The sequence below is a fragment of the Streptococcus sanguinis genome, assembly GCF_019929145.1.
In the GTDB taxonomy this organism is placed as follows: Bacteria; Bacillota; Bacilli; order Lactobacillales; family Streptococcaceae; genus Streptococcus; species Streptococcus sanguinis_U.
Map to the genome: position 1 here is coordinate 74,334 of NZ_JAHZOW010000002.1, position 24,122 is coordinate 98,455.

At 43.6% G+C, this 24,122-nt stretch carries 21 protein-coding genes; 12 read left to right on the forward strand and 9 right to left on the reverse strand.

Annotated features, from left to right (window positions below; all coding sequences use genetic code 11):
* Window positions 1-15 precede the first annotated feature (15 nt).
* Window positions 16-2,427, reverse strand: coding sequence for a bifunctional 2',3'-cyclic-nucleotide 2'-phosphodiesterase/3'-nucleotidase (locus tag K1I94_RS06140; protein WP_223314756.1), 2,412 nt, complete (start codon window positions 2,425-2,427; stop codon window positions 16-18).
* A gap of 314 nt (window positions 2,428-2,741) precedes the next feature.
* On the opposite strand from K1I94_RS06140, the gene K1I94_RS11355 reads away from it, so the two are divergent.
* The 7 genes from K1I94_RS11355 (at window position 2,742) to dtd (ending at window position 8,130) form a co-directional block, all read left to right on the forward strand.
* Window positions 2,742-2,870: a hypothetical protein gene (locus K1I94_RS11355; protein ID WP_260467942.1), complete on the forward strand. Its 129-nt coding sequence runs from the start codon at window positions 2,742-2,744 to the stop codon at window positions 2,868-2,870.
* Window positions 2,871-2,941: 71 nt separating this feature from the next.
* Entirely contained in the window at window positions 2,942-3,334 is a 393-nt protein-coding gene (locus tag K1I94_RS06145) for a DUF1310 family protein (RefSeq protein WP_223314757.1), read from the forward strand.
* A 45-nt stretch (window positions 3,335-3,379) separates the two neighbouring features.
* Window positions 3,380-3,781 (forward strand): DUF1310 family protein, encoded by a 402-nt coding sequence (locus K1I94_RS06150; RefSeq protein ID WP_223314758.1) that lies wholly within the window; start codon window positions 3,380-3,382, stop codon window positions 3,779-3,781.
* A gap of 94 nt (window positions 3,782-3,875) precedes the next feature.
* Window positions 3,876-4,268 (forward strand): DUF1310 family protein, encoded by a 393-nt coding sequence (locus tag K1I94_RS06155; RefSeq protein WP_125402163.1) that lies wholly within the window; start codon window positions 3,876-3,878, stop codon window positions 4,266-4,268.
* 129 nt (window positions 4,269-4,397) lie between these two features.
* The gene (locus K1I94_RS06160) at window positions 4,398-5,246 is read left to right on the forward strand and encodes a hypothetical protein (protein WP_125402165.1); all 849 of its coding nucleotides are present in this window, start codon (window positions 4,398-4,400) and stop codon (window positions 5,244-5,246) included.
* Between the two features lie 152 nt (window positions 5,247-5,398).
* Window positions 5,399-7,618 carry a RelA/SpoT family protein gene (locus tag K1I94_RS06165; protein WP_223314759.1) on the forward strand — a complete coding sequence of 740 codons (2,220 nt, stop codon included), beginning with the start codon at window positions 5,399-5,401 and terminating at the stop codon, window positions 7,616-7,618.
* Between the two features lie 68 nt (window positions 7,619-7,686).
* Complete coding sequence (dtd, locus tag K1I94_RS06170; RefSeq protein WP_223314760.1) at window positions 7,687-8,130, forward strand: D-aminoacyl-tRNA deacylase; 444 nt, start codon at window positions 7,687-7,689, stop codon at window positions 8,128-8,130.
* A gap of 92 nt (window positions 8,131-8,222) precedes the next feature.
* Here dtd and K1I94_RS06175 read toward each other — a convergent pair whose 3' ends face one another.
* Complete coding sequence (locus K1I94_RS06175; protein ID WP_223314761.1) at window positions 8,223-9,020, reverse strand: DUF4037 domain-containing protein; 798 nt, start codon at window positions 9,018-9,020, stop codon at window positions 8,223-8,225.
* Window positions 9,021-9,520: 500 nt separating this feature from the next.
* Here K1I94_RS06175 and K1I94_RS06180 point away from each other — a divergent pair, with 500 nt between their 5' ends.
* On the forward strand, window positions 9,521-10,135 hold the full coding sequence (locus tag K1I94_RS06180) for a CPBP family intramembrane glutamic endopeptidase (RefSeq protein WP_223314762.1): 615 nt from the start codon (window positions 9,521-9,523) through the stop codon (window positions 10,133-10,135).
* A 113-nt stretch (window positions 10,136-10,248) separates the two neighbouring features.
* Here K1I94_RS06180 and K1I94_RS06185 read toward each other — a convergent pair whose 3' ends face one another.
* The 3 genes from K1I94_RS06185 to K1I94_RS06195 all read right to left on the reverse strand — a co-directional run bounded on the left by K1I94_RS06185 (window position 10,249) and on the right by K1I94_RS06195 (window position 11,881).
* Entirely contained in the window at window positions 10,249-10,674 is a 426-nt protein-coding gene (locus K1I94_RS06185; protein ID WP_223314763.1) for an EVE domain-containing protein, read from the reverse strand.
* Window positions 10,667-11,128, reverse strand: a complete 462-nt coding sequence (locus K1I94_RS06190) for a MarR family winged helix-turn-helix transcriptional regulator (RefSeq protein ID WP_223314764.1) — start codon at window positions 11,126-11,128, stop codon at window positions 10,667-10,669. Before K1I94_RS06190 ends, K1I94_RS06185 begins: the two co-directional genes overlap by 8 nt.
* 105 nt (window positions 11,129-11,233) lie before the next feature.
* Window positions 11,234-11,881 carry a metal-dependent transcriptional regulator gene (locus K1I94_RS06195; RefSeq protein WP_223314765.1) on the reverse strand — a complete coding sequence of 216 codons (648 nt, stop codon included), beginning with the start codon at window positions 11,879-11,881 and terminating at the stop codon, window positions 11,234-11,236.
* 227 nt (window positions 11,882-12,108) lie between these two features.
* Between K1I94_RS06195 and K1I94_RS06200 the strand changes: the two genes are divergently transcribed.
* The 3 genes from K1I94_RS06200 to K1I94_RS06210 all read left to right on the forward strand — a co-directional run bounded on the left by K1I94_RS06200 (window position 12,109) and on the right by K1I94_RS06210 (window position 18,856).
* Window positions 12,109-14,991 carry a GBS Bsp-like repeat-containing protein gene (locus K1I94_RS06200; protein WP_223314766.1) on the forward strand — a complete coding sequence of 961 codons (2,883 nt, stop codon included), beginning with the start codon at window positions 12,109-12,111 and terminating at the stop codon, window positions 14,989-14,991.
* A 249-nt stretch (window positions 14,992-15,240) separates the two neighbouring features.
* Window positions 15,241-17,472: an SEC10/PgrA surface exclusion domain-containing protein gene (locus K1I94_RS06205; RefSeq protein WP_223314767.1), complete on the forward strand. Its 2,232-nt coding sequence runs from the start codon at window positions 15,241-15,243 to the stop codon at window positions 17,470-17,472.
* A 286-nt stretch (window positions 17,473-17,758) separates the two neighbouring features.
* On the forward strand, window positions 17,759-18,856 hold the full coding sequence (locus K1I94_RS06210) for a DUF3114 domain-containing protein (protein ID WP_002907383.1): 1,098 nt from the start codon (window positions 17,759-17,761) through the stop codon (window positions 18,854-18,856).
* A 20-nt stretch (window positions 18,857-18,876) separates the two neighbouring features.
* Here the strand turns inward: K1I94_RS06210 and tpx are convergent, their stop codons facing one another.
* From tpx to K1I94_RS06230, 4 genes are all read right to left on the reverse strand, one after another.
* Window positions 18,877-19,368: a thiol peroxidase gene (tpx, locus tag K1I94_RS06215; protein ID WP_061602621.1), complete on the reverse strand. Its 492-nt coding sequence runs from the start codon at window positions 19,366-19,368 to the stop codon at window positions 18,877-18,879.
* Window positions 19,369-19,519: 151 nt separating this feature from the next.
* Window positions 19,520-20,449, reverse strand: coding sequence for a metal ABC transporter substrate-binding lipoprotein/adhesin SsaB (ssaB, locus tag K1I94_RS06220; RefSeq protein WP_223311918.1), 930 nt, complete (start codon window positions 20,447-20,449; stop codon window positions 19,520-19,522).
* 19 nt (window positions 20,450-20,468) lie between these two features.
* The gene (locus K1I94_RS06225) at window positions 20,469-21,317 is read right to left on the reverse strand and encodes a metal ABC transporter permease (RefSeq protein ID WP_032909605.1); all 849 of its coding nucleotides are present in this window, start codon (window positions 21,315-21,317) and stop codon (window positions 20,469-20,471) included.
* A 1-nt stretch (window position 21,318) separates the two neighbouring features.
* A complete protein-coding gene (locus K1I94_RS06230) occupies window positions 21,319-22,038 on the reverse strand; it encodes a metal ABC transporter ATP-binding protein (protein WP_317627933.1) in 720 nt (239 codons plus the stop codon).
* Window positions 22,039-22,187: 149 nt separating this feature from the next.
* Between K1I94_RS06230 and K1I94_RS06235 the strand changes: the two genes are divergently transcribed.
* Window positions 22,188-24,080, forward strand: coding sequence for a M13 family metallopeptidase (locus K1I94_RS06235; RefSeq protein WP_223314769.1), 1,893 nt, complete (start codon window positions 22,188-22,190; stop codon window positions 24,078-24,080).
* The last annotated feature ends 42 nt before the right edge of the window (window positions 24,081-24,122 follow it).

Consider the following 24,122-nt stretch of genomic DNA (forward strand, 5'->3'; position numbering starts at 1 on the left):
CTGATTTTTTAATCATTATTGTCTTTCACGTTTTTTAAAGGCGAAGATTCCTGCAAGTCCGGTCATGACAAGTCCCAAGAGTCCGAGCGAGGATGTCTTTTCTCCGGTTGCTGGGAGGCTTTCTGCTCCTGCCTGTCTATGGGACGCTTGCTTGTTTGTGCTAGGGTCAACAGCAGTCAAGACAGGGAAGTCTACTCTACTATGCTGCAGGTTGGCTGCTTCGACTGCGATAGTCGGAGAGCTTGGTTGCTCAATAGGAACCGGTTCAGTTTTCGGTGCGACGTAGACGAATTTGTATTCGCCGAATCCTTCTTGGGCAGATGCCGCTAGATAGACGATGTCTCCGTCAGTACCAATCAAGTTCTTGGCCTTATCAGCTGTCAGGAAGCGCAGGTCCAGTCCCTTGATGGTATCAGCGAAATGCCAGTTCTGATCTGCACTTGGATTGATATTTTTGACAGCCAAGATATAGTTGATGATAGCTTGACGGTTTTCCAGATTGAGGAGACGATTGAGGCTGGCTTCTCGAACACCAGGGAAGTTACCGTTAGACCGGTAGTTGTTGGTCACGACGATAAATTCCTGATTTGGGTCAATCTCCTTACCTTGGTATTTCAGGTTGCGGACCCGACTGGCAGTTGGGTTTGCCAGTTTGCCTTCGCGGTCGTATTTATTAGGCTGGGTAATGTCAAACTCATAGGTAACACCGTCGATAACATCAAAGTTATAAGTCCGGTAGTCAGTATTGACCAGATTTTGCGGTTGGTTATTATTTGGGTCAATGGTATTGAATTGTCCAGCTGACATTTCCAACCATTCTTTGAGTTGGGAACCGTTGACCTTGAGGATAGCAGTCACATTGTCGTAGAGATAGAGGTCTGCTACGTTCTTGATGGCAATAGGACCAGCTGGAATGTCTGTGTAAGCCGTTGCGTCCCCACGAGTTCCTGCCTTGAAAGGAGCTGCTGCAGACAGGATAGGAAGATTGGCTTCAGGCGTGCCAGCCAGCTCTTGCTTAGCATACCAAAGCTGAGCATTATTGACGATTTGCACAGATGGATCGTCTTTGACCAGAGAGAAGTAGCTTGTAATCGGTGCAGTCGTAGTACCGACTTGCTGGCGGACATAGTTGATAGTCCCTTGGTGGGATTCTTTGGCAATGTCAATGACGCGCTGATCGGCTACATTAGACTTGGTATCTACCTTGCGGATGGAGCCTTTGCTGTCAGTGACTTTCCATTTGCCGTCGGTATAGTTTAGCTTGAGGTCAATGACGCCCAGATGGTCGCCGTATTTTCCAGCCATGGTTACTGGAGTACCGTTGATTTTACCGTTGACACCGTCTACGCCAGGATATTTTTCGTAGAAGCCAGTTCCATTACCGCTTGGAAATTCTGCGTGGGAGTGGCCCGTTACGACAGCATCCACACCTGGCAGGCTGGCGATTTGATAGCCTTCATTTTCCTCTCCTTTTTCATACTTGTCATCTCCGATACCAGAGTGAGAAAGCACCAAAGTGATGTCTGCACCTGCCTTACGCATCTCAGGAATGATGTCTCGAATAGCCTCAACAGAATCGCGAACGACCACTTTTCCTTCTAGGTTCGCCTTATCCCAGTTGAGGATCTGTGGCGGTACAATCCCTGTCACACCAATCTTGACGGTCGTCAAGCGTCCCTGAGTATCCGTAAAGGTCTTTTCGATGATTTTGTAAGGCTGATAGATGAATTTACCAGTCGCTGGATCCAGCACATTGGCATTGACAATAGGCAGGCCAGCTGTCTCAATCACGCGATTCAGATAGTCCAGACCGTAGTTGAACTCATGGTTCCCTAGCGTACCAGCTTCAAAGCCCAGAGCCTGCAGAGCAGCGTACATAGGATGCTGTTCGCCCTTCTCCACAGGATCAACAATGGCCTTATAGGTTCCAAGCGGCGTTCCTTGAATGGTATCGCCATTGTCTACCAAAAGGACGTTTGGATTTTCTTTCTTGGCCTTCTCGATCAGCACGGCTGTTTTAGCCAGTCCCAGAGTCTCAACTGGCTTGTCCTGATAGTAGTCGTAGTTGACCAAGTTGGTATGGAGGTCGGTCGTTGCCAAGATACGAAGATCGACAGTCTGTCCCTCCACTGGCTTAGTATCCTCAGTAGCTGCTACATTGCGAGCCATAGCCATCAAAGCATCAGTATTTCCACTGGCATTTTCTGGGGAAATAGCAGAGCTAGGCTCCGTGCTCTCTGGTGTCGCAGTAGCTTCAGTAGGACTTGCAGCAGCCGTTGGTTTTGCTTCTGCTGCGCTGCTTTCTACTGCAGCAGGATTAGCAGTTACTGCTGGAGTATTCTCATCAGCCTGAACAGCATTTACAGCTGCCGCAAGAGCTGCTGTACTTAAAAGCACAACCGTTTTTTGAAGGGATGATTTGGACATAATATCTCCTTTGTTAAAATGAATTTCAGACTTATATTATACTATATTAAAGCGCTCTCATCAAGAGAAGATCATAAATTAAAACTTAATAAAATTGACTGGAAGCTTCATAAGTTGCAAATATGAGAATATAAACTAAAACAGAATGCTCCAAGATTTACCACTATTGTATCCGTTTTTGTATTTTGGTATAATAGTGGTGAGCTCGCTTAGGTAAGTCGGAAAGGAAAATAAAACGGAAAAAATCAGACTGCCTAAGCTGAGAAGCGTATCTGCATTCTTTGCCTGATAAGGAGAGGAGGTTCGCCATGACTATGTCTGCCTTATTTGAGTTATTTGTCGCCCTTTTAGGTGTGGCATCTACTTGCTACCTTGTCTACGCTTATTGTCAATTTATCAAGGAAGAAGTTCATCACTTTCTTCACCACAACCCGCTCGTTTAAGGCGGGTTTTTGCTTTTGGTAAAATAGTTTATATTATATAATGAAACTGACAAAGATTGAGGAGTGTTTATATGTCTAAGAGAAGAAATAGGATTAAGGGGCTTATTGGCCTAAGTGTATTGATATTGCTGGGAGGAGGCCTCTACCTAGCTCATAAAAATCAAGAATTTCAAAATGAAATGTTCAGAATTGTTCATAGTAAGGGAGTGAAGAATCTAATAGAAAAGAAATTAAAAAAATTAGATTCTCATGCTTTAACGGATAAGGGGAAAATTCGTTCTTATAAAATAGATGATAAGAGCATTCGTTACAATCCAATGGGAGGCATTATGTTTGATATTATCATTAATGATGACCCTGATATTGTTGGGTCAACAGGCCTTAGAAAATATGGAGAGAATGAGGACATACGAACTGTTGGTATGGATAGGTCAAAAGGTCTTCAGAAGTTGCTAGGGGAGTGATGGCCAAAGAGTCATAAAGAGATTTCTTTTTTTAGAGGTGAATACATGAAGAAAAAACATAAAATTATCTTATCAGTTATCAGCTTGTTTGTGGCTGCTTGCATAGGAGTAGGTCTCTACCTAGCTCACAAAAACCAAGAATTCCAGAATGAAATGTTCAGAATTGTCCATAGTGAGGAAGTGAGGGAGTTGATTGAAGAAGATTTAAAAAGAAAAGATCCAAATGCGTTAACAGACAAAGGGAAGATTCACTCTTATAAAATAGATGATAGCTCCATTAAGCATAATCCGATGGGAGGAATTATGTTTCATATTATCATTAATGATAGTATAAGTATGGTTGGGAAGACTGGTCTTCGAATGGATGGTGAGAATGGGAAAATTCGTACGGTTGGTATGAGTGAATCAGCGGGTTTGCGGGCGTTGTTGGAAAGTGACGACAAGTGATTCACTATTCTAGTTATAGCGACAATTTCTTGCTTTAATTGGAATTGCAAAACCTATACCACATACTAAATTATAATAGTCGTAGGAGTATCTCATGAAGCAAAAGCATAAAATTATCTTATCGGTTGTCAGTTTGTTTTTAGCTCTTTGTCTGGGAGGAGGAATGTATATGGCGCACAAAAATCAAGAATTCCAGAATGAGATGATAAGAATTGTCCACAGTGAGGAAGTAAAGAAATTGATTGTGGAAGAATTAAAAGCAATCGATCCTAATGCTTTAACGGATAAGGGGAAGATTCGCTCTTATAAAATAGATGATACAACCATTCGTTATAATCCGATGGGAGGCATTATGTTTGATATTATCATCAATGATAGTATAAGTATGGTTGGGAAAATGGGAATTCAAAAAGATGGCGGAAGTAAGCAACTAAGTTCAGTAGGTATGGATGAATCAGCAGGTTTGCAAGCTTTGGTAGGGGAATGATTCATAAATAGTTAAATGCTTAATTGGCTGAAACACGAGTTCACACTAAATATTAACTTTGACCATGAGAATGCTCTTCACCTCAAAAAGTAAATTTGAGATGATTTTATTAAAAGGAGACTTACAATTTTGAAACAAACGATTTTTAATGCTTCACTAGAAGAAAGTATGAACCTAGTAACAGACAAGTATATCAAAACTTCACTAGAGGATTTTAATGAAAAAGGTTATGGGAAAAAGATTTTGGGATTTTTTACAATGCAATTTTTTCTATTTTTATTCTTTCTTCTAAGTATTTCTCTTGGTTCTAAAAAATTGCAGTTTTTCTCATTGAATATAGGCTTAATAAACGGTATTGTATTTGGTTTAGGATTTATCATTCTTTTTTCCTACTTAAATGATGTGAGGAAAATAAAGAATCAGTCAGTTTTATCTTACTACTATTTCAATAAGTGGATGTATCTTATGATTACAATCCTCTATACGCAATTTTTAGTAATAGGAATATCAGGTGCAGGAATGATATTAGGTGGAATTTTATCTAGTGTGTTGTATACTTCCTTTTTCATCATCTTTTTTATTGGATTATTTCAAAGCTTCCAGAGAAATACACTTGAAATTTTGTATAAACAGCGAAATTATTCAAATCCAACGGCTGATTTCATCAATCGCTTTGTTTCGTTTGCTAAAAAGTACGGTGGACTCATTATTTTAATATCAATTATTTTACGTATTGTTTTTCCAATTTCTGATATTATCCAACAAGATGGAATTATTAATTCAATCGGGAAGGCCATTATTCCACTATTTTTTCTTCCCTTTATTTATTTTGGGTATGCTTTAGCAGTTGACAATTTCCAAGGTTACTATCTTCAAAAATACTTAGAAGATTACCGACAACTATCAGGGTACTCTGTTGAAGAATGGTACGGTAATGATTCTCAGAGATATAAGGAATCACTGAAACAGAAAGATTAGCCTCTTCGTTTTTTAACAGAAAGATATCATCTGATAGTGTTACATTTCACCACAGCCCGCCCGTTTAAGGCGGGTTTTTATATGAACCGTCTTCTAGGTTTTCATATCGGGCTAAAAGTGATAAAATAGTAGGCAGGAATTGGAGAGACGAGATGCCAAAAGAAGTGAATTTGACGGGCGATCAGGTATTGGCCCTTACTAGAAAATATCTGGCTGCGGAGGATGTGGCCTTTATACAGAAGGCTTTGATCTATGCGATTGACTGTCACAGCGGGCAGTTTCGCAGGTCAGGTGAGCCTTATATCGTGCATCCTATTCAGGTGGCAGGGATTTTGGCCACGCTCAAGCTGGACGCGGTAACGGTTGCTTGCGGCTTTCTACATGATGTGGTCGAGGATACCCGTGCGACGCTGGATGATTTGGAAAGAGAGTTTGGGACTGATGTGCGCGTGATTGTGGATGGAGTTACCAAGCTGGGTAAGGTCAAGTACAAATCCCACGAGGAGCAGCTGGCAGAAAATCACCGTAAGATGCTGATGGCCATGTCGGAGGATATTCGGGTTATTTTGGTCAAATTGGCAGACCGTCTCCACAATATGCGGACGCTGAAGCATCTGCGCAAGGATAAGCAGGAGCGGATTTCCCGAGAAACAATGGAAATCTACGCACCCTTGGCTCATCGCCTGGGAATTTCCAGTGTCAAGTGGGAGCTGGAAGATTTGTCCTTCCGTTATCTCAATGAAGTGGAATTTTACAAAATTTCCCACATGATGAAGGAGAAGCGTCGGGAGCGTGAAGAACTGGTAGAAGGGGTGGTTCAGAAGATTGAGACCTATGCTGGCGAGCGCAATCTGCATGGTAAGATTTATGGTCGGCCCAAGCATATCTACTCGATCTATCGCAAGATGCAGGACAAGAAGAAGCGTTTTGATGAGATTTATGATCTGATTGCTATTCGCTGTATCTTGGATACTCAGAGTGATGTTTATGCCATGCTGGGCTACATTCATGAACTTTGGCGGCCTATGCCCGGACGGTTCAAGGATTATATTGCCAATCGCAAGGCCAATGGTTACCAGTCTATCCATACGACCGTTTATGGACCCAAAGGTCCGATTGAATTTCAGATTCGGACCAAGGAAATGCATGAGGTCGCTGAGTATGGGGTTGCGGCTCACTGGGCTTACAAGAAAGGGGTCAAGGGACAGGTAGACAGCAAAGAATCAGCTATCGGGATGAACTGGATCAAGGAGCTGATGGAGCTGCAAGACCAGTCTAACAATGCCAAGGATTTCGTTGACTCGGTCAAGGAAAGCTATCTGGCTGAGGAAATCTACGTCTTCACACCGGATGGAGCAGTGCGCTCTCTGCCTAAGGACTCGGGTCCCATTGACTTTGCCTATGAGATCCACACTAAGGTTGGAGAGAAAGCCACGGGAGCCAAGGTCAATGGCCGCATGGTGCCCCTGACAACCAAGCTTAGGACAGGTGATCAGGTGGAAATCATCACCAACGCTAACTCCTTCGGACCGAGCCGCGACTGGCTCAATATTGTCAAGACCAGCAAGGCCAGAAATAAAATCCGTCAGTTCTTTAAAAATCAAGACAAGGAGCTATCTATCTCCAAAGGGCGGGAACTCTTGCAGGCTCAATTTCAGGAGCATGGCTATGTAGCTAATAAGTACATGGACAAGAAGCACATGGAAGAAGTGCTGCAAAAGACTAGCTATAAGACCGAAGAGGCGCTTTTTGCTGCGATTGGCTTCGGTGAGATTGGTGCCATTAGTATTTTCAATCGTTTGACAGAAAAAGAGCGCCGTGAGGAAGAACGGGCCAAGGCCAGAGCAGAAGCGGAGGAATTGGTCAAGGGCGGCGAAGTCAAGGTCGAAAACAAAAAAGACACTCTCAAGGTTAAGCATGAAGGCGGTGTAGTCATTCAGGGGGCTTCTGGTCTCCTTATCCGGATTGCCAAATGCTGTAACCCTGTACCGGGTGATGATATTGTTGGCTATATTACCAAAGGACGAGGTGTAGCCATTCACCGGCAGGACTGCATGAATCTCAAGGCCCAGGAAAATTACGAGCAGCGACTGATTGATGTGGAATGGGAAGACAACAACACGACCAAAGAGTACACGGCACATATTGATATTTACGGTCTCAACCGCTCTGGTCTCCTCAACGATGTGTTGCAGGTTCTGTCCAATACCACCAAAAATATTTCAACAGTCAATGCCCAGCCGACCAAGGATATGAAATTTGCTAATATCCACGTTTCTTTTGGTATTGCTAATCTGTCTATGCTGACGACGGTGGTGGATAAAATCAAAAGCGTGCCAGAGGTCTACTCGGTCAAGCGGACCAATGGCTGATTCTTTTCGGAAATCATTATCGAGCTGTAAGTTACCCTTGGTGACTTGCTTAAATCAAAGGAAAAGATATGAAAATAGTGATTCAACGCGTGAAACGTGCTCAGGTCAGCATTGACCAGCAACTGCACAGCAGTATTGGACAAGGTCTTCTGCTCTTAGTCGGCGTAGGCCTTGACGATAGTCAGGAGGATATGGATTATGCAGTCAGAAAGATTGTCAATATGCGGATTTTTTCCGATGCTGAGGGTAAGATGAACCTGTCTATCAAGGACATTGCCGGAGAAATTTTGTCGATTTCCCAGTTCACTCTGCATGCAGATACCAAAAAGGGTAATCGGCCAGCCTTTGTCAAGGCTGCTCCGCCAGAGATGGCCAGCAATTTTTATGATGCCTTCAATCTTGCCTTGCAGCAGGAGGTGCCGACTCGGACGGGGATTTTTGGAGCAGACATGCAGGTAGAACTAGTCAATGATGGGCCAGTAACCATTATCTTGGATACGAAGAATCGCTGATAAGAAGCATGAAAAGGAGTTTGAACACTAGTGTTCAAACTCCTAATTTTTTTGCTTCCGCAGCAATGAATGTATAGTTTTCTACAACATTACTAAAAATCATCAATCATTTCTTGAGGAATGATTTCTTTGATGGTCGTCACTAGCTGATTGATAAGGATTATGGCTTCAGCGGGATCTGTGTAGAGTTTTTGAAAATAGGTCTGTATATTTTCTTCGAAGTGTCGAGGCAATAGCGAGCAGTTGGTTTTTGCAAACTCCAGCATTCTCTTTTCTCCAGGGTGCGTCTGTTCGTTTAGGGCGAAGAGCAAGTCAAAATAGGAAGCAAAAAATTCACTGCTGCGGTGATTGATGCTGAGCAGGTCCTGACGCTTGAGCGCTTTTTCTATTTGTTTGGAGAAAGCTGGCATGGCTTGATCGAGTAAGAGGAGCTGCTTCTTGATAATATTCTTTTTCAGTTCAGCTGGATAAGGTAGTCTGTACTTGTTCTGAAGTGCCTCGTAGCGACCATTTCGGTCGTAGATGATTTTGCTGTGGAGCAGATTGTGCCACATACAGGTAGTATAGGCATTCTGGGCTTGGTGGTCTAGGACGACAGTCTGCAGGTCTTTATCGAAGCTGTCCAGTGTACGGTAAATGAGCTCAATTTCGATCTTGCTCTTCAGTACACAGTCATCCTCTAGTTCCCAAAACTGATTGCCGATTTCCATGTAGGAGCAGTACTTGCTGAGGATATCGCGTCGGGTCATGGGAGCGATAGAATCTGTCAAGTAGATATAAACATCATAGTCTGAGTCTTTGTCAAAATGCTGTCCAGCACGAGAGCCACCGAGAACAATAGCTTCCACTTGATCTAGCTGGGCAAATTCTTTAAAGAGTTGTTGTGGCATAATTTTTCCTTACTGATTTTTGACATCATTGTAGCAAAATGTAAGCGGGTTGGCAAGAAGGGAAAAACAGCTTTTGGCATGGTACTAAGCCTGCAAAATTGAGACCCCTAGGGGTAGGAAGTGGATAAGCAGGAGTTGGGAGAATTTGACTAAAAAGAAAATCATCTAGGATAGATAGGCTGAAAATTTAACTTTGTGTGCTAAAATTTTAGGACTTTTTTCTTTCTTTAATTCATTGTTAGTTTTCTATTTTTTAAACTCATCGCCTTATTTTTATCTGCAACTTTTCTTAGATTTTTGAGATAGGTCTTTAAAGATTTTTTTGACATCATTTAGTCCAAAAATGATGAGCATAGCAAACAAGTTGAAGTGGCGATAATCCTTGATTTGTTTATGTTTATGATTTCTTTTATTCTTTAGAAATATTTTAGAATTACTTTATAAATTCTTGAAGTTTGTCTTGTATAATCATATTAAAGAAAAGAAAGGAGTCTCTTATCATGGAAAATCTAGTTCAACAGATGCTGAATGCTCTGATTCAAATTGTTTTGTTTGCTTTTCTTCCTTTTGTTTGGTGGTTGATAAGTGCTAGAAGAAAAAGTCCATTTTTAGAATGGCTTGGCTTAAAACCACTAAAAGATGCTGGCAGCCGGAAGATCTGGCTGTGGATTTTGTTGGGTTCGCTATCTTTCTTGCTTCTTTCGTTTTTGCTAGTATATCCTGCTGTAAAAAATCTGGATACAGCGACTTCGAATTTCTCAGGCCTAGGCTTCCAAGCCTTGCCAGCTATTCTGATTTATGGTCTGTTTCAAACTGCTCTGTCGGAAGAACTGCTATTCAGAGGTTTTCTTTTAAAGAGATTGGCTAGTCGCTTATCCTTTGTGGTAGCCAACACCATACAAGCTGCTCTTTTTGGTCTGCTCCATGGCTTAATGTCTATAACAGTGCTCTCTTGGCAGCAAACCCTGCTCATCATTTTGTGTACGGGTGGCATCGCGGCTTATATGGGCTTTGTCAATGAAAAGAAATCTGATGGCTCCATTTTAGCTAGCTGGATTATACATGCTTTAGTAAATGTGATTACGGGTAGTTTATTTGCTTTTATGCTGATTTGATAAATCGATAATTTCACTTCAAATCAAAAAGTTCCGATTTTCCTTGAGAATCGGAACTTTAGATTTAATGACAGGTGAGCAAAGGTTTAGGTGTAAGTCAAACGAAGCTGCTTCTACTGATTTGCAGGGCTGTCCAGTTTCATTTGCTCAAAAACATAAAGGAAGAAGTCTTTCGAAACTTCGAAATGTCCGTATCTTATCTGAGAAGTATATTGGCGCCACTGAGGATGCTGCCGAACTTGCTCAATGGGACAGTCTTTGACAGGCTGGTAGTAGCTGACATCTCGCCGAAATGGGACAAAACCTTCAAACATCTCTACTTGGTAGGCAGTGTCATCTAGAATCTTGCCAACTGCTGTAAAGGCCTGCAGCTTTTCCTGACCATTCAGCTGATACTTGGGACTGTAGTACAGAAGATAGTCCCCCTTTTTCATTCGGTTCAATGGTGCTTTCTTTCCATGGCAAACTTGGCAAAATCCACCTTCTACACCTCTTAGTACATGTTCTTTTGATACGACACCAATCCAAAATCTAGTCATTTTCTGCCTCCAGTTCCATTAAGAGTTGATTCAATATTTCTGTATTATTTCCTAATTTTCCAAAGAAAGCCTGATCAATGCCTTCTACTAGAGGGAGGGCTTGGTTGACCTTTTGCAGCCCCGTATCCGTTAGAAGTATGATGTTGGCGCGGCTGTCCTTGGGATGGACTTCCCGCATGATCAAACCTTTCTTGACCAAGAGGCGGATGATTTGGGATACGGTCATAACATCCATGTCAGAAAATTGGGCAATATCGGTTTGACTAACCCATTCTTGCTGGCGCAGGAGTGCAGCAAGAGTGGTCAGAACGACAAACTGAGGATGGGTCAAATCAATCGTTCTCAGTTTGTTTTTTATCAGCCCATGCCACTTGTGGTAGGCACGGATAAAGAGCAGACGGGTTGAGTTTTGATATTCATCCTTGTAGATGGAGTTAAACTGCGATTTTTCCATTAGCTTTCCTTCTAGATATTTTGTAAGTGCACTTATTATAATCCGACATCTTATTTTTGTCAATAAAAACCCAGTTTAGACTAAAAAGTCCGAACTGGGTTCTGTTTATAGTTTTTCTACATAAATCTGCTGGGCAATCATAGGATTGATTTGGATTTCTTGGGTTTCTGTCTTGAGGAGATAAGCCTGAGCGAAAGAATCGTATTGGATGAAGGTGATGGTTTGGCCGATTTGCAGGTTATATTTTTCCAAGTATTTGAGCAAGTCAAAGTCGTCGTGTACGCGTTTGATGATATAGTCGCCAGGGACAGAAGCCTCTTCCAGAGTCAGTTGGTTTTCTTCGTCCAGAAGCTCTCCCTTAGCTGGGATGGTGCCTCCGTGAGGACAAGTCTTGGGGTACTGGAGCATGGCATCCAGACGCTCAACGAAACGCTCAGAAACAGTGTGCTCTAGGACTTCGGCTTCCTCATGGATTTCATCAGTCGAGTAGCCGAGATGGTTGACCAGAAAGACTTCAATCAGCCGGTGCTTGCGGTAGAGGTCAGAAACTAGCCTTAGCCCCAAATCAGTCAGCAGGTAGCCGGCTTTTTTATCCTTGACCAGAAGTTCTTCCGCCAGCATTTTTTTCATCATTTCCGTCACAGCCGGAGGTGAAACCTGCATGAGCTGGGCGATTTCTTTATTGGTGATTTTTTTGTGGCGGCTGCCAATCTCATAGATACACTTGAGATAGTCTTCTTTATTTGGGGTCATCTTGCATCCTCGCTGAACTTTCTATCACTAGTATAACAAAAATCACTGTAAGAATACAGTGTCTAAGCCTTTCTTTGATGTTTAGTTTTTCTTTATTCGCTTGTAATCGTTTTGCGATTATTATATAATCAAAGCGTACAATTTAAAAAATAAAAAGTAAAAATTCTTTAGCTGGTTTGCAGAAAATTGGCTTGCTTTTTACTTTTTTTCAAAAGGAGAATCCTATTATGAAAAAAAGACGAATGATGGCGTCACGAGCAGAGAAGTTTACTCGTTTTGGCATTCGCAAATGCAGTCTGGGAGCAGTCTCGGTAGCGATTGCGACTGGTCTGGCCTTTCTTGGAAGTGGAGCGGCTCAGGCAGATCAGCTGGCACCTAGTCAGACAGCTGATAGTGTCGCTGTCAGCCAGGCTGTGGAGAACCAAGCTAGCACAGCTACAACTCCGATTGTAACAGAAACCAGTCCGTCAAGTATGGATAAGGCTGCACCAGCACCGGAGGCTGCTACTCCTGACGCTAGTCAGATACCTACGTCTTCCGATACCAGTGATCGGCCTACTTCATCAGATCCTGTAGAAAATGCCCATCCGAAAAGTGATACTGTAGCTTCGACAGAAAATCAACCTGCTGTGGCTGAGAACTCAGAAAAAAGTGATGCTTCTAATCAGCTAGCGCAAGCAGTTTCTGCTACAGAGCGTCCATTGGCAGCAGCAGAAGTCAAAAAGCCTCAAGGTAAGATTACCATTCAGAACAACAATCCGCAGACAGGTGAATTTGATATTGTCGTTTCTGATATTATTGCCCCAGATGGTCTGAAGTCCGTTTACTTGCCGACATGGTCAGCTGCTAACGACCAAGACGATGTGCAGTGGTACACTGCTGAAAGACGCGCTGATGGGACCTATTTCAAACATGTCAGTTACCGCAATCATAAGAACTCCTTGGGCGATTACAATGTTCACCTTTATTTCGTGAATGATGCAGGTCAGCTACAGGGAGCAGGTTCGGCTAAGACAGTGGTTACTCGCGCGCAGCCTCAAGGCAAGATCACCATTCAGAACAACAATCCGCAGACAGGCGAATTTGATATTGTCGTATCCGATATTGTCGCCCCAGATGGCCTGAAGGCGGTCTATCTGCCGACTTGGTCAGCTGCTAACGACCAAGACGACGTGCAGTGGTACACTGCTGAAAGACGAGCTGATGGGACCTATTTCAAACATGTCAGCTACCGCAACCACAAGAACTCCTTGGGTGAGTATAATGTTCACCTCTATTTTGTGAATGATGCAGGACAGCTGCAGGGTGCAGGTTCGGCTAAGACGGTAGTTACTCGCGCCCAGCCACAGGGAAAAATCACCATTCAGAACAACAATCCGCAGACAGGCGAATTTGATATTGTCGTGTCAGATATTGTCGCCCCAGATGGTCTGAAGTCTGTTAGTCTTCCAACCTGGTCCACCGCTAACGACCAAGACGATGTGCAGTGGTATACCGCTGAAAGACGAGCCGATGGGACCTATTTCAAACATGTCAGCTACCGCAACCACAAGAACTCTCTAGGTGAGTATAATGTGCACCTCTATTTTGTAAATGATGCAGGCCAGCTGCAGGGTGCAGGCTCGGCTAAGACGGTAGTTACTCGCGCCCAGCCTCATGGTAAAATCACCATTCAGAATAATAATCCGCAGACAGGCGAATTTGATATAGTCGTTTCTGACATTGTTGCCCCAGATGGTCTGAAGTCTGTTAGTCTTCCAACCTGGTCCACCGCTAACGACCAAGACGACGTGCAGTGGTACACTGCTGAAAGACGAGCTGATGGGACCTATTTCAAACATGTCAGCTACCGCAATCATAAGAACTCCTTGGGCGAGTATAATGTTCACCTCTATTTCGTGAATGATGCAGGCCAGCTGCAGGGTGCAGGTTCGGCTAAGACAGAGGTTACTCGCGCGCAGCCTCAAGGTAAGATCACCATTCAGAACAACAATCCGCAGACAGGTGAATTTGATATAGTCGTGTCAGATATTGTCGCCCCGGATGGTCTGAAGGCGGTCTACCTGCCGACTTGGTCCAGCAAGGATGACCAAGACGATGTGCAGTGGTATATCGCTGAGCGCCAAGCTGACGGTACCTATAAAAAACATGTCCGAGCTCAGGATCATAAGTTTTCAGTAGGTGAGTACAAGGTTCATCTTTACTATCTGAATGAGGATGGCCAGATGCAAGGTGCAGGTGGCGAGAAGCTGATGGTTTCTGTAGCACCTGAGAATATCCGTGCGACCGGAAAAATCAATATCCAAAACAATAATGCGCGAACAGGAACTTTTGATGTGGTTGTGACAAATGTATCCAATCCTGGAGGGATTCAAGCAGTCTATCTGCCAACTTGGTCAACAGATAAGGATCAGGATGATGTCAAGTGGTATTTAGCTCAAAAGCAGGCGAATGGCACCTATAAGATCACAGTCCGAGCTAGCGACCATAAGCTTTCTACTGGCGAGTACAAGATTCATCTTTACTATAAGCAGGACAATGGTCAGCTCATCGCTGTTGATGCTACTACGACCCAGGTCTCCAAAGCAGTTTACAATACTCCGTACTACTCACAGCGTGATGGTCGCTGGGGTGGCAGGAAGTATGGTCCTTACAGCATGGATGCGACAGGATGCGTGCCGACAACGCTAGCTATGGTTATTTCAGGGATTACTGGGACAGAAGTGCTTCCGACAACTGTTGCGGATTACCTATATAATAATACCAGTGAATTTAATAAAGATGGATTTGGCACCAGCAGCCGTGGTATTGTTCGCGCTGCCCAGCACTGGGATCTGACGACGGAGACCCTGTTTACAGCTTCTGCGGTTAAAGAAGTGCTTTCGCAGGGGCATCATGTCCTAGGTGCCGTTGGTACTAGCATCTTTGCCCATTATCCAGTCACTCATGAGCTGGTTCTCAAGGGCTATGACAATGGAAAAACCTATGTCCGTGACCCTTATAATGCAGCTAATAATGGCTGGTATCCAGTAGACTATCTCTTTGGAGTCAAGAGTGTCGATCCGACGGATAATACAGAAGGCTCACCCTTTATTGCCATCAAAGGATAAGAAATTCGTGAATAAGAAGACCGCTCGTTGCTTGACGGGCGGTTTTCTGCTTTCTATGACTAGTATGTTTGTAATCAGTTAGGACTTTATCATTGGCAAGGTCAGTAAGAGTAAAAATCATTTTATGATTTTGGACAGACACATAGGTTTTTTGGACACATTTGCGATGAATGTTCTCAAAAAAACATGTAAATAGTTTGACAAACAAAGTTTTTCTCATTATACTGTTAACATATCAGGAGGAAACCCATGAAAAAAATCCAAAAACATGTCATTCTAGGTGCAGCAGTTCTTGCTAGTGCTGGCTTTGCTCAAACTGTTGCTGCAGATACAACTCCAGTGGATGCAAATGCACCTGCAAACCAAGATAAGGCTCTATCTGCAAGTCCAGAAGCTCTTAAACAGCAAACTGAGCAGGTTAATCAAGTGAAAGCGGCTGTTGACCAAGCCAAAGAACAGGTTGCGACTGCTGAGACTAAGGTTGAAACAGCCAAGAAAGATAATGCTGATACAAGTGTACAAAAAATTGCGGAAGCTCAAGCAGCTGTGACAGAAGCTGAGAAGAAAGTTGCTCCAGCAGAAAACGCGGCCAAGCAAGCCCAAGCAGCTCTTGATACAGCTAAAAAAGTAGAAAACACACAGGCGGCTGTAGCTCAGGATGCTCAAGCTCAAGCAGCTAAGGCACAAACTGAAACCCAAGCAGCCCAAGATGCTGTGAATACAGCTCAAAAAGATGTGGACAACAAACTGGTAAGCGAAAAGGTAACGAAGGCAAAGGAGGAGCTTGACAAGGAACAAAAGAACCTGGTTTCTTACCAAGATCAGTTGAAGACAGCTGAATCCGAAGATGCGAAACGACAATCGTCGATTGATCAAGCCCAAGCAGACATTAAAGCAGCTCAAGCAGAAATCAAAGAAAAAGAAGCGAAACTTTCTTCCCAGGACCAAGTACACAATACCTTTACCCTATCGCAAGCATATATAAATGCACTTAAAAGCGATTCTATTAAACGATCACCTGAAGCACAAAGAATTTTTAAAGAAGAAGTTACAAAATTAAAATTAATTAATAATTACATTAGTAATCCAAAAGATACACAACGCATGGTCAATATCAATGCCATTCCAAATGATGTTCTGATGGAAATTAACTACTATGCACAAGATTTGCTAAATCAAATTCGTAAGCAGGCTGGTACAGGGCCAGTCAAACTAACGCAAAATACTATTGATTATGCAGCAGCTCTAAGCCGAGCTGGCCGTGAAGATGCATTGGTTTCGCATGAAAATAATGGACGGGATTTAACTCTTGGTGTAATTGAATCTACTGATGCAGTTGCTAAATTTGGACTCGATCAGTTTGGATACACAAACCATAGATTTCCTCAGTTTGATTATTATCCTGTTCTAGATAATCAAGAGAATGTATCTGTTGATTACTTGAAAAAAGTAGTTTATGAGAATGTTAAATTTCAGTTGTTTGATATAAAGGAAAGTACTAGATATGGATTTGGTACAATGCTAGATTGGGCTCAAAAAGTAGTTGGATACAAAATAGGACATGATAAAGTTGCATATATGGGAGTTGGTTTTAGCAACAATGGTAAATTTAACCGAATTCAATTTGTTGTTTTTGGGACTTGGGATATCGTCGACCCTTCCAAAATTACGCCAGCTTTGATCAATCCAAATCCCAATAATCAAGAGGCAGACGCTGCTCGTAAAGATTTGGCGGCTTCACAAGCTAAGTTGGACGCTGCTCAACGTACGTTGACAAATGCTCAGAATAAGCAGGAGACAGCACCATTACTGCGTGAGGTTGTGAAAACTGCTAAGGACAAGTTGGCCAAGGCGGAACGTACTTACCAAGCTGAACTCGAAAATAGCAAGAATTCGGCTTCTGAAGAAACCAAGGCTAAGCTTGCAGTTTTAGCTAAAGCTCAAGCAAGCTTGAAAGAAAAAGAAGCAGCCCAAGCAACTGCGCAAAAAACAGCTGAGGAAGCTAATGCCAAGCTTGCTGAATTGAAAGCAGCTACAGCGACCGCTCAAGAAAAGGCAACTGCTGCGGCTACAGCTCTGGAAGAGGCTCAACGCGCTGTTCAAGCTGCTAAAGACTATGTTACTCGCTTGCAAAACGCCCCTGCTCTTCTAAAAGAAGCAGAAGCGTCTCTCAATGATGCTAAAGCAAACTTGGCAAGTAAGGAAGAAACCTATAGAGTCGAAAATGCCAAACTTGAAGCTTTGAAAGCAGCTCTTGCAGCCCTTGAGACAGACGACCCAACCAACCTCGTTTCTAAGAATGAGCGAAAGGTTCTGAAAGTCACTACAACAGGAGTGAAGAACGGAAAGAAACCAGTTCAGACCTATCAGGCTCCAGCAGCTCTTCCAAAAACAGGATCTGCTGAATCTTCTCTAGCGCTTGCAGGATTGGGATTGCTCTCTATGCTGGGACTGGCTTTTGCAAAACGTCGTAAAGCTTAAGAGCATTTATTGATAAAATCGAATTCTAGATGAATTGTAGCAAAATCAAAGTTGGAACAGCTCATTTAAACAAAACTCATACTGAGAGAGGACCGGTTTGGTCTTCTCTTTATTTATTGAGTAATTTGTTAAGAACATCTTTATTGTTAGCACTCCAAGGGTTCATATTTTGTTCTTTGCTATCATGTGAGTTTGTGATAAAATCTAATTGTTCTATGTAGATTAGATTTTTTATTATAATCCCTACAGTTTTGAACTATTAGAGCTAACAGAAAGGAGGGAAGCCATGTATCCGAAAGAAGGGAAAGAACATCTCTTTCAGCAATTGCAATCAATCGGCTGGTCTCAGGTAGCACTGGAACAAGTTTTTGCAGAGATTAGTGTGCAAGGGAAAACAGTGCCAGAAGAAGGATATTACCTGCAGGAGGCTCAGCTTTTTGGCAGTCCCTTTTTTCAAGATCTTTGGCTGGCTGAGGATGCTCAGAACAGCAGGTTAGGAGCTCAGGAGCTGCTGGTTCTGGCTATGAATCTTGTTAATATGCCTGAGGAGCTGAGTGGAGATAAGGCAGAGACGGATCTTTTACTGGCTCGGATTGCTCCAAACCTAACACCTCATGATGGCTTTTGGAAAATTTTCTCAAGGACCTTGCGCCAGGCTTTTCCAGCAGATGATTTCAGCCAAAGGGATGGCAATCAAAAGCTTAAAAGACAGCTACATCAGTTTCGCTATGTCATTTCCTGCCAGCAGGCCCAGTGGGTCAGAGATCACTACCGTCAGACTGGTATGACAGATGCAGAAGCCTTGGCCTCCTATCTAAAGGATTGGTCTGCGCTGCCTTATAGCTTTCAAGAATCCTCTCGCTTGCACAATAAAGCCCATATTGATAAGAGGTCAGAGCAAGCTATCTATCCGGATGGTCAAGCAAGTCAGGCTAATATAAAAATCCTGATTGATTTTCATACAGAGTTTATTTTGGATCAGACAGGTCGTTTTCTCAATATTATCGATCCAGAGAGGGCTAGCCAAAATGGTATTGTGAATGGCGCCAGCTTTAACTATGGTGAGCATAACCGGCCGGGCAATCAGGCTTCTCATACTCGCTATGATGTCAAAACGCCTGCAGTTTGGGATCCTCGCTTTCGCAGGCTTGGCATTGAAAATGGTGGCCGCAAGTTCAAATCACCTCAGAATAATCGTGGTCCGCTGGGCTATCGTTCGGCTAAGAGCCCTTATGCTCGAAAGGGGCGGAGTGCTTATAAACAGGTAAAGGCAGAGATTGCTCGGTTCAAGAAATTACTGAATCGACCATCCTTTCTCTTGCGTTCTTGGGCTTGGTTCCGTCAGTTTTGGCAGAAGTTTTTTGTACAAAAAAATACGGACTAGCAAATCCGTATTTTTATCTCTTACAAGCTCTTAACTGCGGCGATAGCTGCTTCGAAGTCAGGCTCGGTATTGATATTGTCGACATATTCAGCGTAGGTCACAGTGTTATTTTCATCCAGAACTAGAACTGCGCGAGCCAAAAGGTGCCATTCATTGATGAGGACAGCATAGTCACGGCCGAAAGAATGATCGAAGTAGTCAGAGAGCATGACAGCATTCTCAATGCCTTCAGCAGCACACCACTTGCCTTGAGCAAAAGGCAAATCAACTGAAACCGTGATAACAACGGTATTGTCCAAGTCAGAGAGTTCTTGGTTAAAACGACGAGTCTGAGTTGAACAGACACCAGTATCGATAGATGGGATGATACTCAGGACTTTCTTTTTGCCAGCAAAGTCAGCCAGAGTTTTCTTTGAAAGATCAGTGGCTGTCAAGCTAAAATCGTGGGCTGTTTCGCCGACTTGCAGTTGCTTTCCAGTAAAGGTTACAGGATTTCCGAGAAAAGTTGTCATAGGAAGTCTCCATTCTTGTTTGATAGCTTCATTGTACAGCGAATAGTGATTTTTTTCGAATAATTTGACTGGAAATTTGATAGCGACTCCATGTGAAGCTCCTTCTCCAAAAATAAAGAGGTTAGGATTTTGTCTTCCTAACCTTTTATCGTTATTTGGCCAATCCTTCAGAAATTTTATCCAGATTGTATTTCATCATGCTGTAGTAGCTATCTCCTTCTTCGCCTTGATCAGCGATTGAATCAGTGAAGATTTTAGCGTGGATTGGGATGTTGGTGTCTTTAGAAACAGTCTTCATTGGACGGTCGTCCACACTTGATTCGACAAAGAGAGATGGCACTTTGGTCTTGCGTAGTTTTTCAACCAAGCTTTTGATTTGGTCTGGAGTTCCTTCTTCTTCGGTATTGATTTCCCAAATGTAGGCTGATGGTACATTGTAGGCTTTAGAGAAGTACTTGAAGCAGCCTTCGCTAGTCACAATCATTTTCTTTTCTTCTGGGATATTGTTGAATTTCTCCTTGGCTTCCTTATCCAAAGCGGTCAGTTTTTCCACATAGGCTTTGAGATTTTTCTCGTAAGTAGCCTTATTGTTAGGGTCTTTTTCAATCAAACGCTTGGCAATGTTTTGCGCATAGATAATACCGTTTTCCAAGTTGAGCCAAGCATGAGGGTCTTCTTTGCCCTTTTCACTTTGCCCTTCAAGGTAAATGACGTCAACGCCATCGCTGACAGCATAGTAGTCCTTGTTTTCTTCCTTATTGGCATTTTTGACCAACTTGGTGAACCAAGCATTGCCGCCGGTTTCTAGGTTGATACCGTTGTAGAAGATGAGGTCTGCTTGAGAAGTCTTTTTGACATCCTCAGGCAGGGGCTCGTATTCGTGGGGGTCTTTGCCGACTGGTACAATGCTGTGCAGGTCAATCTTATCGCCAGCTATATTTTTGGTAATATCAGCGATAATTGAGTTGGTCGCAACAACCTTGAGCTTGGACGAGTCACTGGATGCCTTCTTCTGACCGGAGCAGGCAAAGAGAGTGCAGACTGCTAGCAAAAGCAGGGATAAAAAACCTAATTTTTTCATGGGATTCCTCCATCAAATTTTATTTTAGTTTAGGTCGGTTTTTAAGTTTTAAATAGCGTTGCTTAGGTGCAATAAAGAAAGAGATGAGAAAGATGAGGGCCGAGGTCAGGACAATGCTGGATCCTGCAGCGACATTAAAGCTGTAGCCGATAAAGAGTCCTAGTACAGAAGCTAGAGCGCCCAGTCCTGAGGACAGCAGAATCATGGTTTTCAGACTGTTGGCATAGAGGTAGGCCGTTGCTGCTGGCGTAATCAAGAGAGCGACAATCAGAATGGTTCCCACGCTCTGCATGGCTGTCACAGAGACCAAGGTCAAGAGAATCATCAGCAGATAGTGATAGAAGCTGACTGGCATGCCCATGGCCTGAGCCAGCAGGGGGTCAAAGGAAGTAATCAAAAGCTGTTTGAAAAAGAGGATGATGATTAAGAGCACAGCTATTCCGACTCCAATACTGATCCACATATCAATGTCCTGTACGGCCAAAATATTCCCAAAGAGAATATGAAAGAGGTCAGTGGAGCTATTGGCAACGCCGATTAGGATCACACCCAGAGCTAGAAAGGAAGAAAAGGTAATCCCAATGGCCGTATCGCTTTTGATAATGGAATTGCCCTTGATGTAGGTGATAATAATCGAGGCCAAAAGTCCGAAGGTGATGGCTCCGATAAAGAAATTAATCCCTAAAATGTAGGACAGGGCCACACCGGGCAGAACCGCATGAGAGATAGCGTCCCCCATGAGCGACATGCCGCGCAGAATGATAAAGCAGCCGACAGCTCCAGCAACAATCCCAATGACGATGGCTGTAATGAGGGCGTTTTGCAGAAAGTGAAAGTCCCGCAGCCCTTGGAAAAATTCTAAAATCATTCTAGGCACCTCCATTCATAAAGAGCTGGGAGCCGTAAGTCTTTTTCATATTGTTCTTGGTAAAGCTGGTCTCAGTAGGACCGAAGGCAATCAGCTTACGATTGAGCAGGATGACCTGATCGAAATAATCAACAACTTTGCTCAGGTCATGATGGACAATCAGGATGATCTTGCCTGCAGCTTTGAGACTCCGCAGCGTAGCCATGATAATCTCTTCGCTGACAGAGTCAATTCCGACGAAGGGCTCGTCCAAAAAGATGCAATCCGCCTCTTGAACCAAGCAGCGAGCAATCAAGACTCGCTGGAATTGGCCGCCGGACAGCTGGCTAATCTGACGCTCTGCCAAGTCTTCTAAACCGACAATTTTCAATGCCTCAGCCACCTTGTTCCAATGGGAACTCTTTAGCCCCTGAAAAAGCTTGAGCTGAGGGTAAAGCCCCAAAGAGACACACTCTTTGACTTTGATAGGAAAATGATAATCAATATTGATCTTTTGCTCCACATAGGCAACCCGTTGGAGAGAGTTCTGCAGTGGCTTTTGCTCCAGCAGAGTCTGGCCTTGGTGGTCAATAATCCCTAGCATACCCTTGAGCAGGGTGGATTTTCCGGCTCCGTTAGGACCAATAATCCCGGTAATGGTTGGCTCCTTAATGGTTAATGAAAGGGGCTCAAGAGCCAGCGTATCCTGATAGCTGACAGTCAAATCTTTAATCGTAATCATCTCATACACCTCTATGATCTTAATATACATTAAAACAAAAATTAAGTCAAGTTAATTTTTAGTAAATTTTTAAAATTAATATAAGAAATGTTTGAAAAAAGAAGTGGATTTTGATAAGGTTATATCAAAAGCATGAAAGTGAGAAGAAGATGACACGACTACAAGATGATTTCTATGATGCGGTTAATGGCGAGTGGGCTAAGACGGCGGCTATTCCTGATGATAAGCCAGTGACGGGCGGCTTCATGGATCTGGCTGATGAGATTGAAGATCTTATGCTTGCCACGACAGACAAATGGCTGGCTGGCGATGGAGTGCCAGAAGATGCTATTTTGCAGAACTTTGTTGCTTACCATCGCCTAGCAGCGGATTATGACAAAAGGGAAGCGGCAGGGATTGAGCCTGCGCGTGCTTACATTGATGAAATTCGCAATCTAGCGTCTTTTGAAGACTATGCTTCTAAGATTGCTGATTTTGAACTGGCTGGCAAGCCGACTTATTTCCCCTTTGGTGTGGCACCTGACTTTATGGACGCTCGTATCAATGTCCTCTGGGCAGACGGACCGGGAACAATTTTGCCAGATACGACCTACTATGCTGAGGACCATCCGCAGAAGGCGGATCTTCTTGCAAAATGGCGCAAGGCTCAGGAAGATTTGCTAGCAAAATTTGACTTTGCTGAAGAGGAAATCAAGGATCTTTTGGATAAGGTATTGGAGCTGGATTCTGTTTTTGCTCAGTATGTTCTGTCTAGTGAAGAAAGCTCTGAGTATGCTAAGCTCTATCATCCTTATAAGTGGGATGATTTCAAAGCCTTGGTACCAGAGTTGCCTCTGGCGGATATTTTCACCAAGTTAATCGGTCAAGAACCCGACCAAGTCATTGTGCCAGAAGAGCGTTTTTGGCAGGCAGCTAAGGATATCTATACAGCCGCTAACTGGGACAAACTCCATGCTCTGCTGATTCTCTCTGCGGTCCGCAATACGACACCTTATCTAACGGATGACATCCGTGTCTTGGCAGGAGCTTATCATCGTGCTCTATCAGGGACTCCTCAGGCTCAGGACAAGAAAAAAGCAGCCTTTTACCTAGCCCAAGGTCCCTTTAATCAAGCTGTCGGTCTCTGGTATGCCGGTCAGAAGTTCTCGCCAGAAGCCAAGGCTGATGTGGAGCAAAAAGTGGCGACGATGATTGAAGTTTACAAAAATCGCCTGGCCCAGAATGACTGGCTGACACCAGAAACTCGGGACAAGGCTATTGTCAAACTCAATGTCATCAAGCCTTATATTGGCTATCCTGACGAGCTGCCTGAACGCTATTCCCGCAAGGTTGTGGATGAAAATCTGACTCTCTTTGAAAATGCTCAGAAGCTGAGCCAGATTGATATTGCTTACAGCTGGAGCAAGTGGAATCAACCAGTAGATTACAAGGAATGGGGAATGCCAGCCCATATGGTCAATGCCTACTATAATCCACAGAAGAATCTGATCGTCTTTCCAGCGGCTATCCTGCAGGCGCCTTTCTATGACCTGCACCAATCCTCATCAGCCAATTACGGTGGTATCGGAGCGGTCATCGCCCATGAGATTTCTCATGCTTTTGATACCAACGGCGCTTCCTTTGATGAAAATGGCAGCCTTAATAATTGGTGGACGGAGCACGACTATCAAGCCTTTACCGAGCGGACTCAAAAGGTCATTGATCAGTTCGAAGGACAGGATTCCTATGGTGCTAAGGTCAATGGCAAGCTGACCGTTTCAGAAAACGTGGCAGATCTGGGCGGCATTGCAGCAGCCCTAGAAGCAGCCAAGAAAGAAGCGGATTTCTCTGCTGAGGAATTCTTTACCAACTTTGCCCGCATCTGGCGAATGAAGGGACGCGAAGAGTATATGAAGCTCCTGGCAAGCGTCGATGTCCATGCACCAGCCAAGCTTCGGACGAATGTTCAGCTGCCAAACTTTGACGACTTCTTTACGACCTTTGATGTGCAAGAAGGAGACGGCATGTGGCGGAGCCCAGAAGAGCGGGTGGTCATCTGGTGATGCAGAGATAAAACGCTTATCGCATCCTGCTCAGTTCAAAAA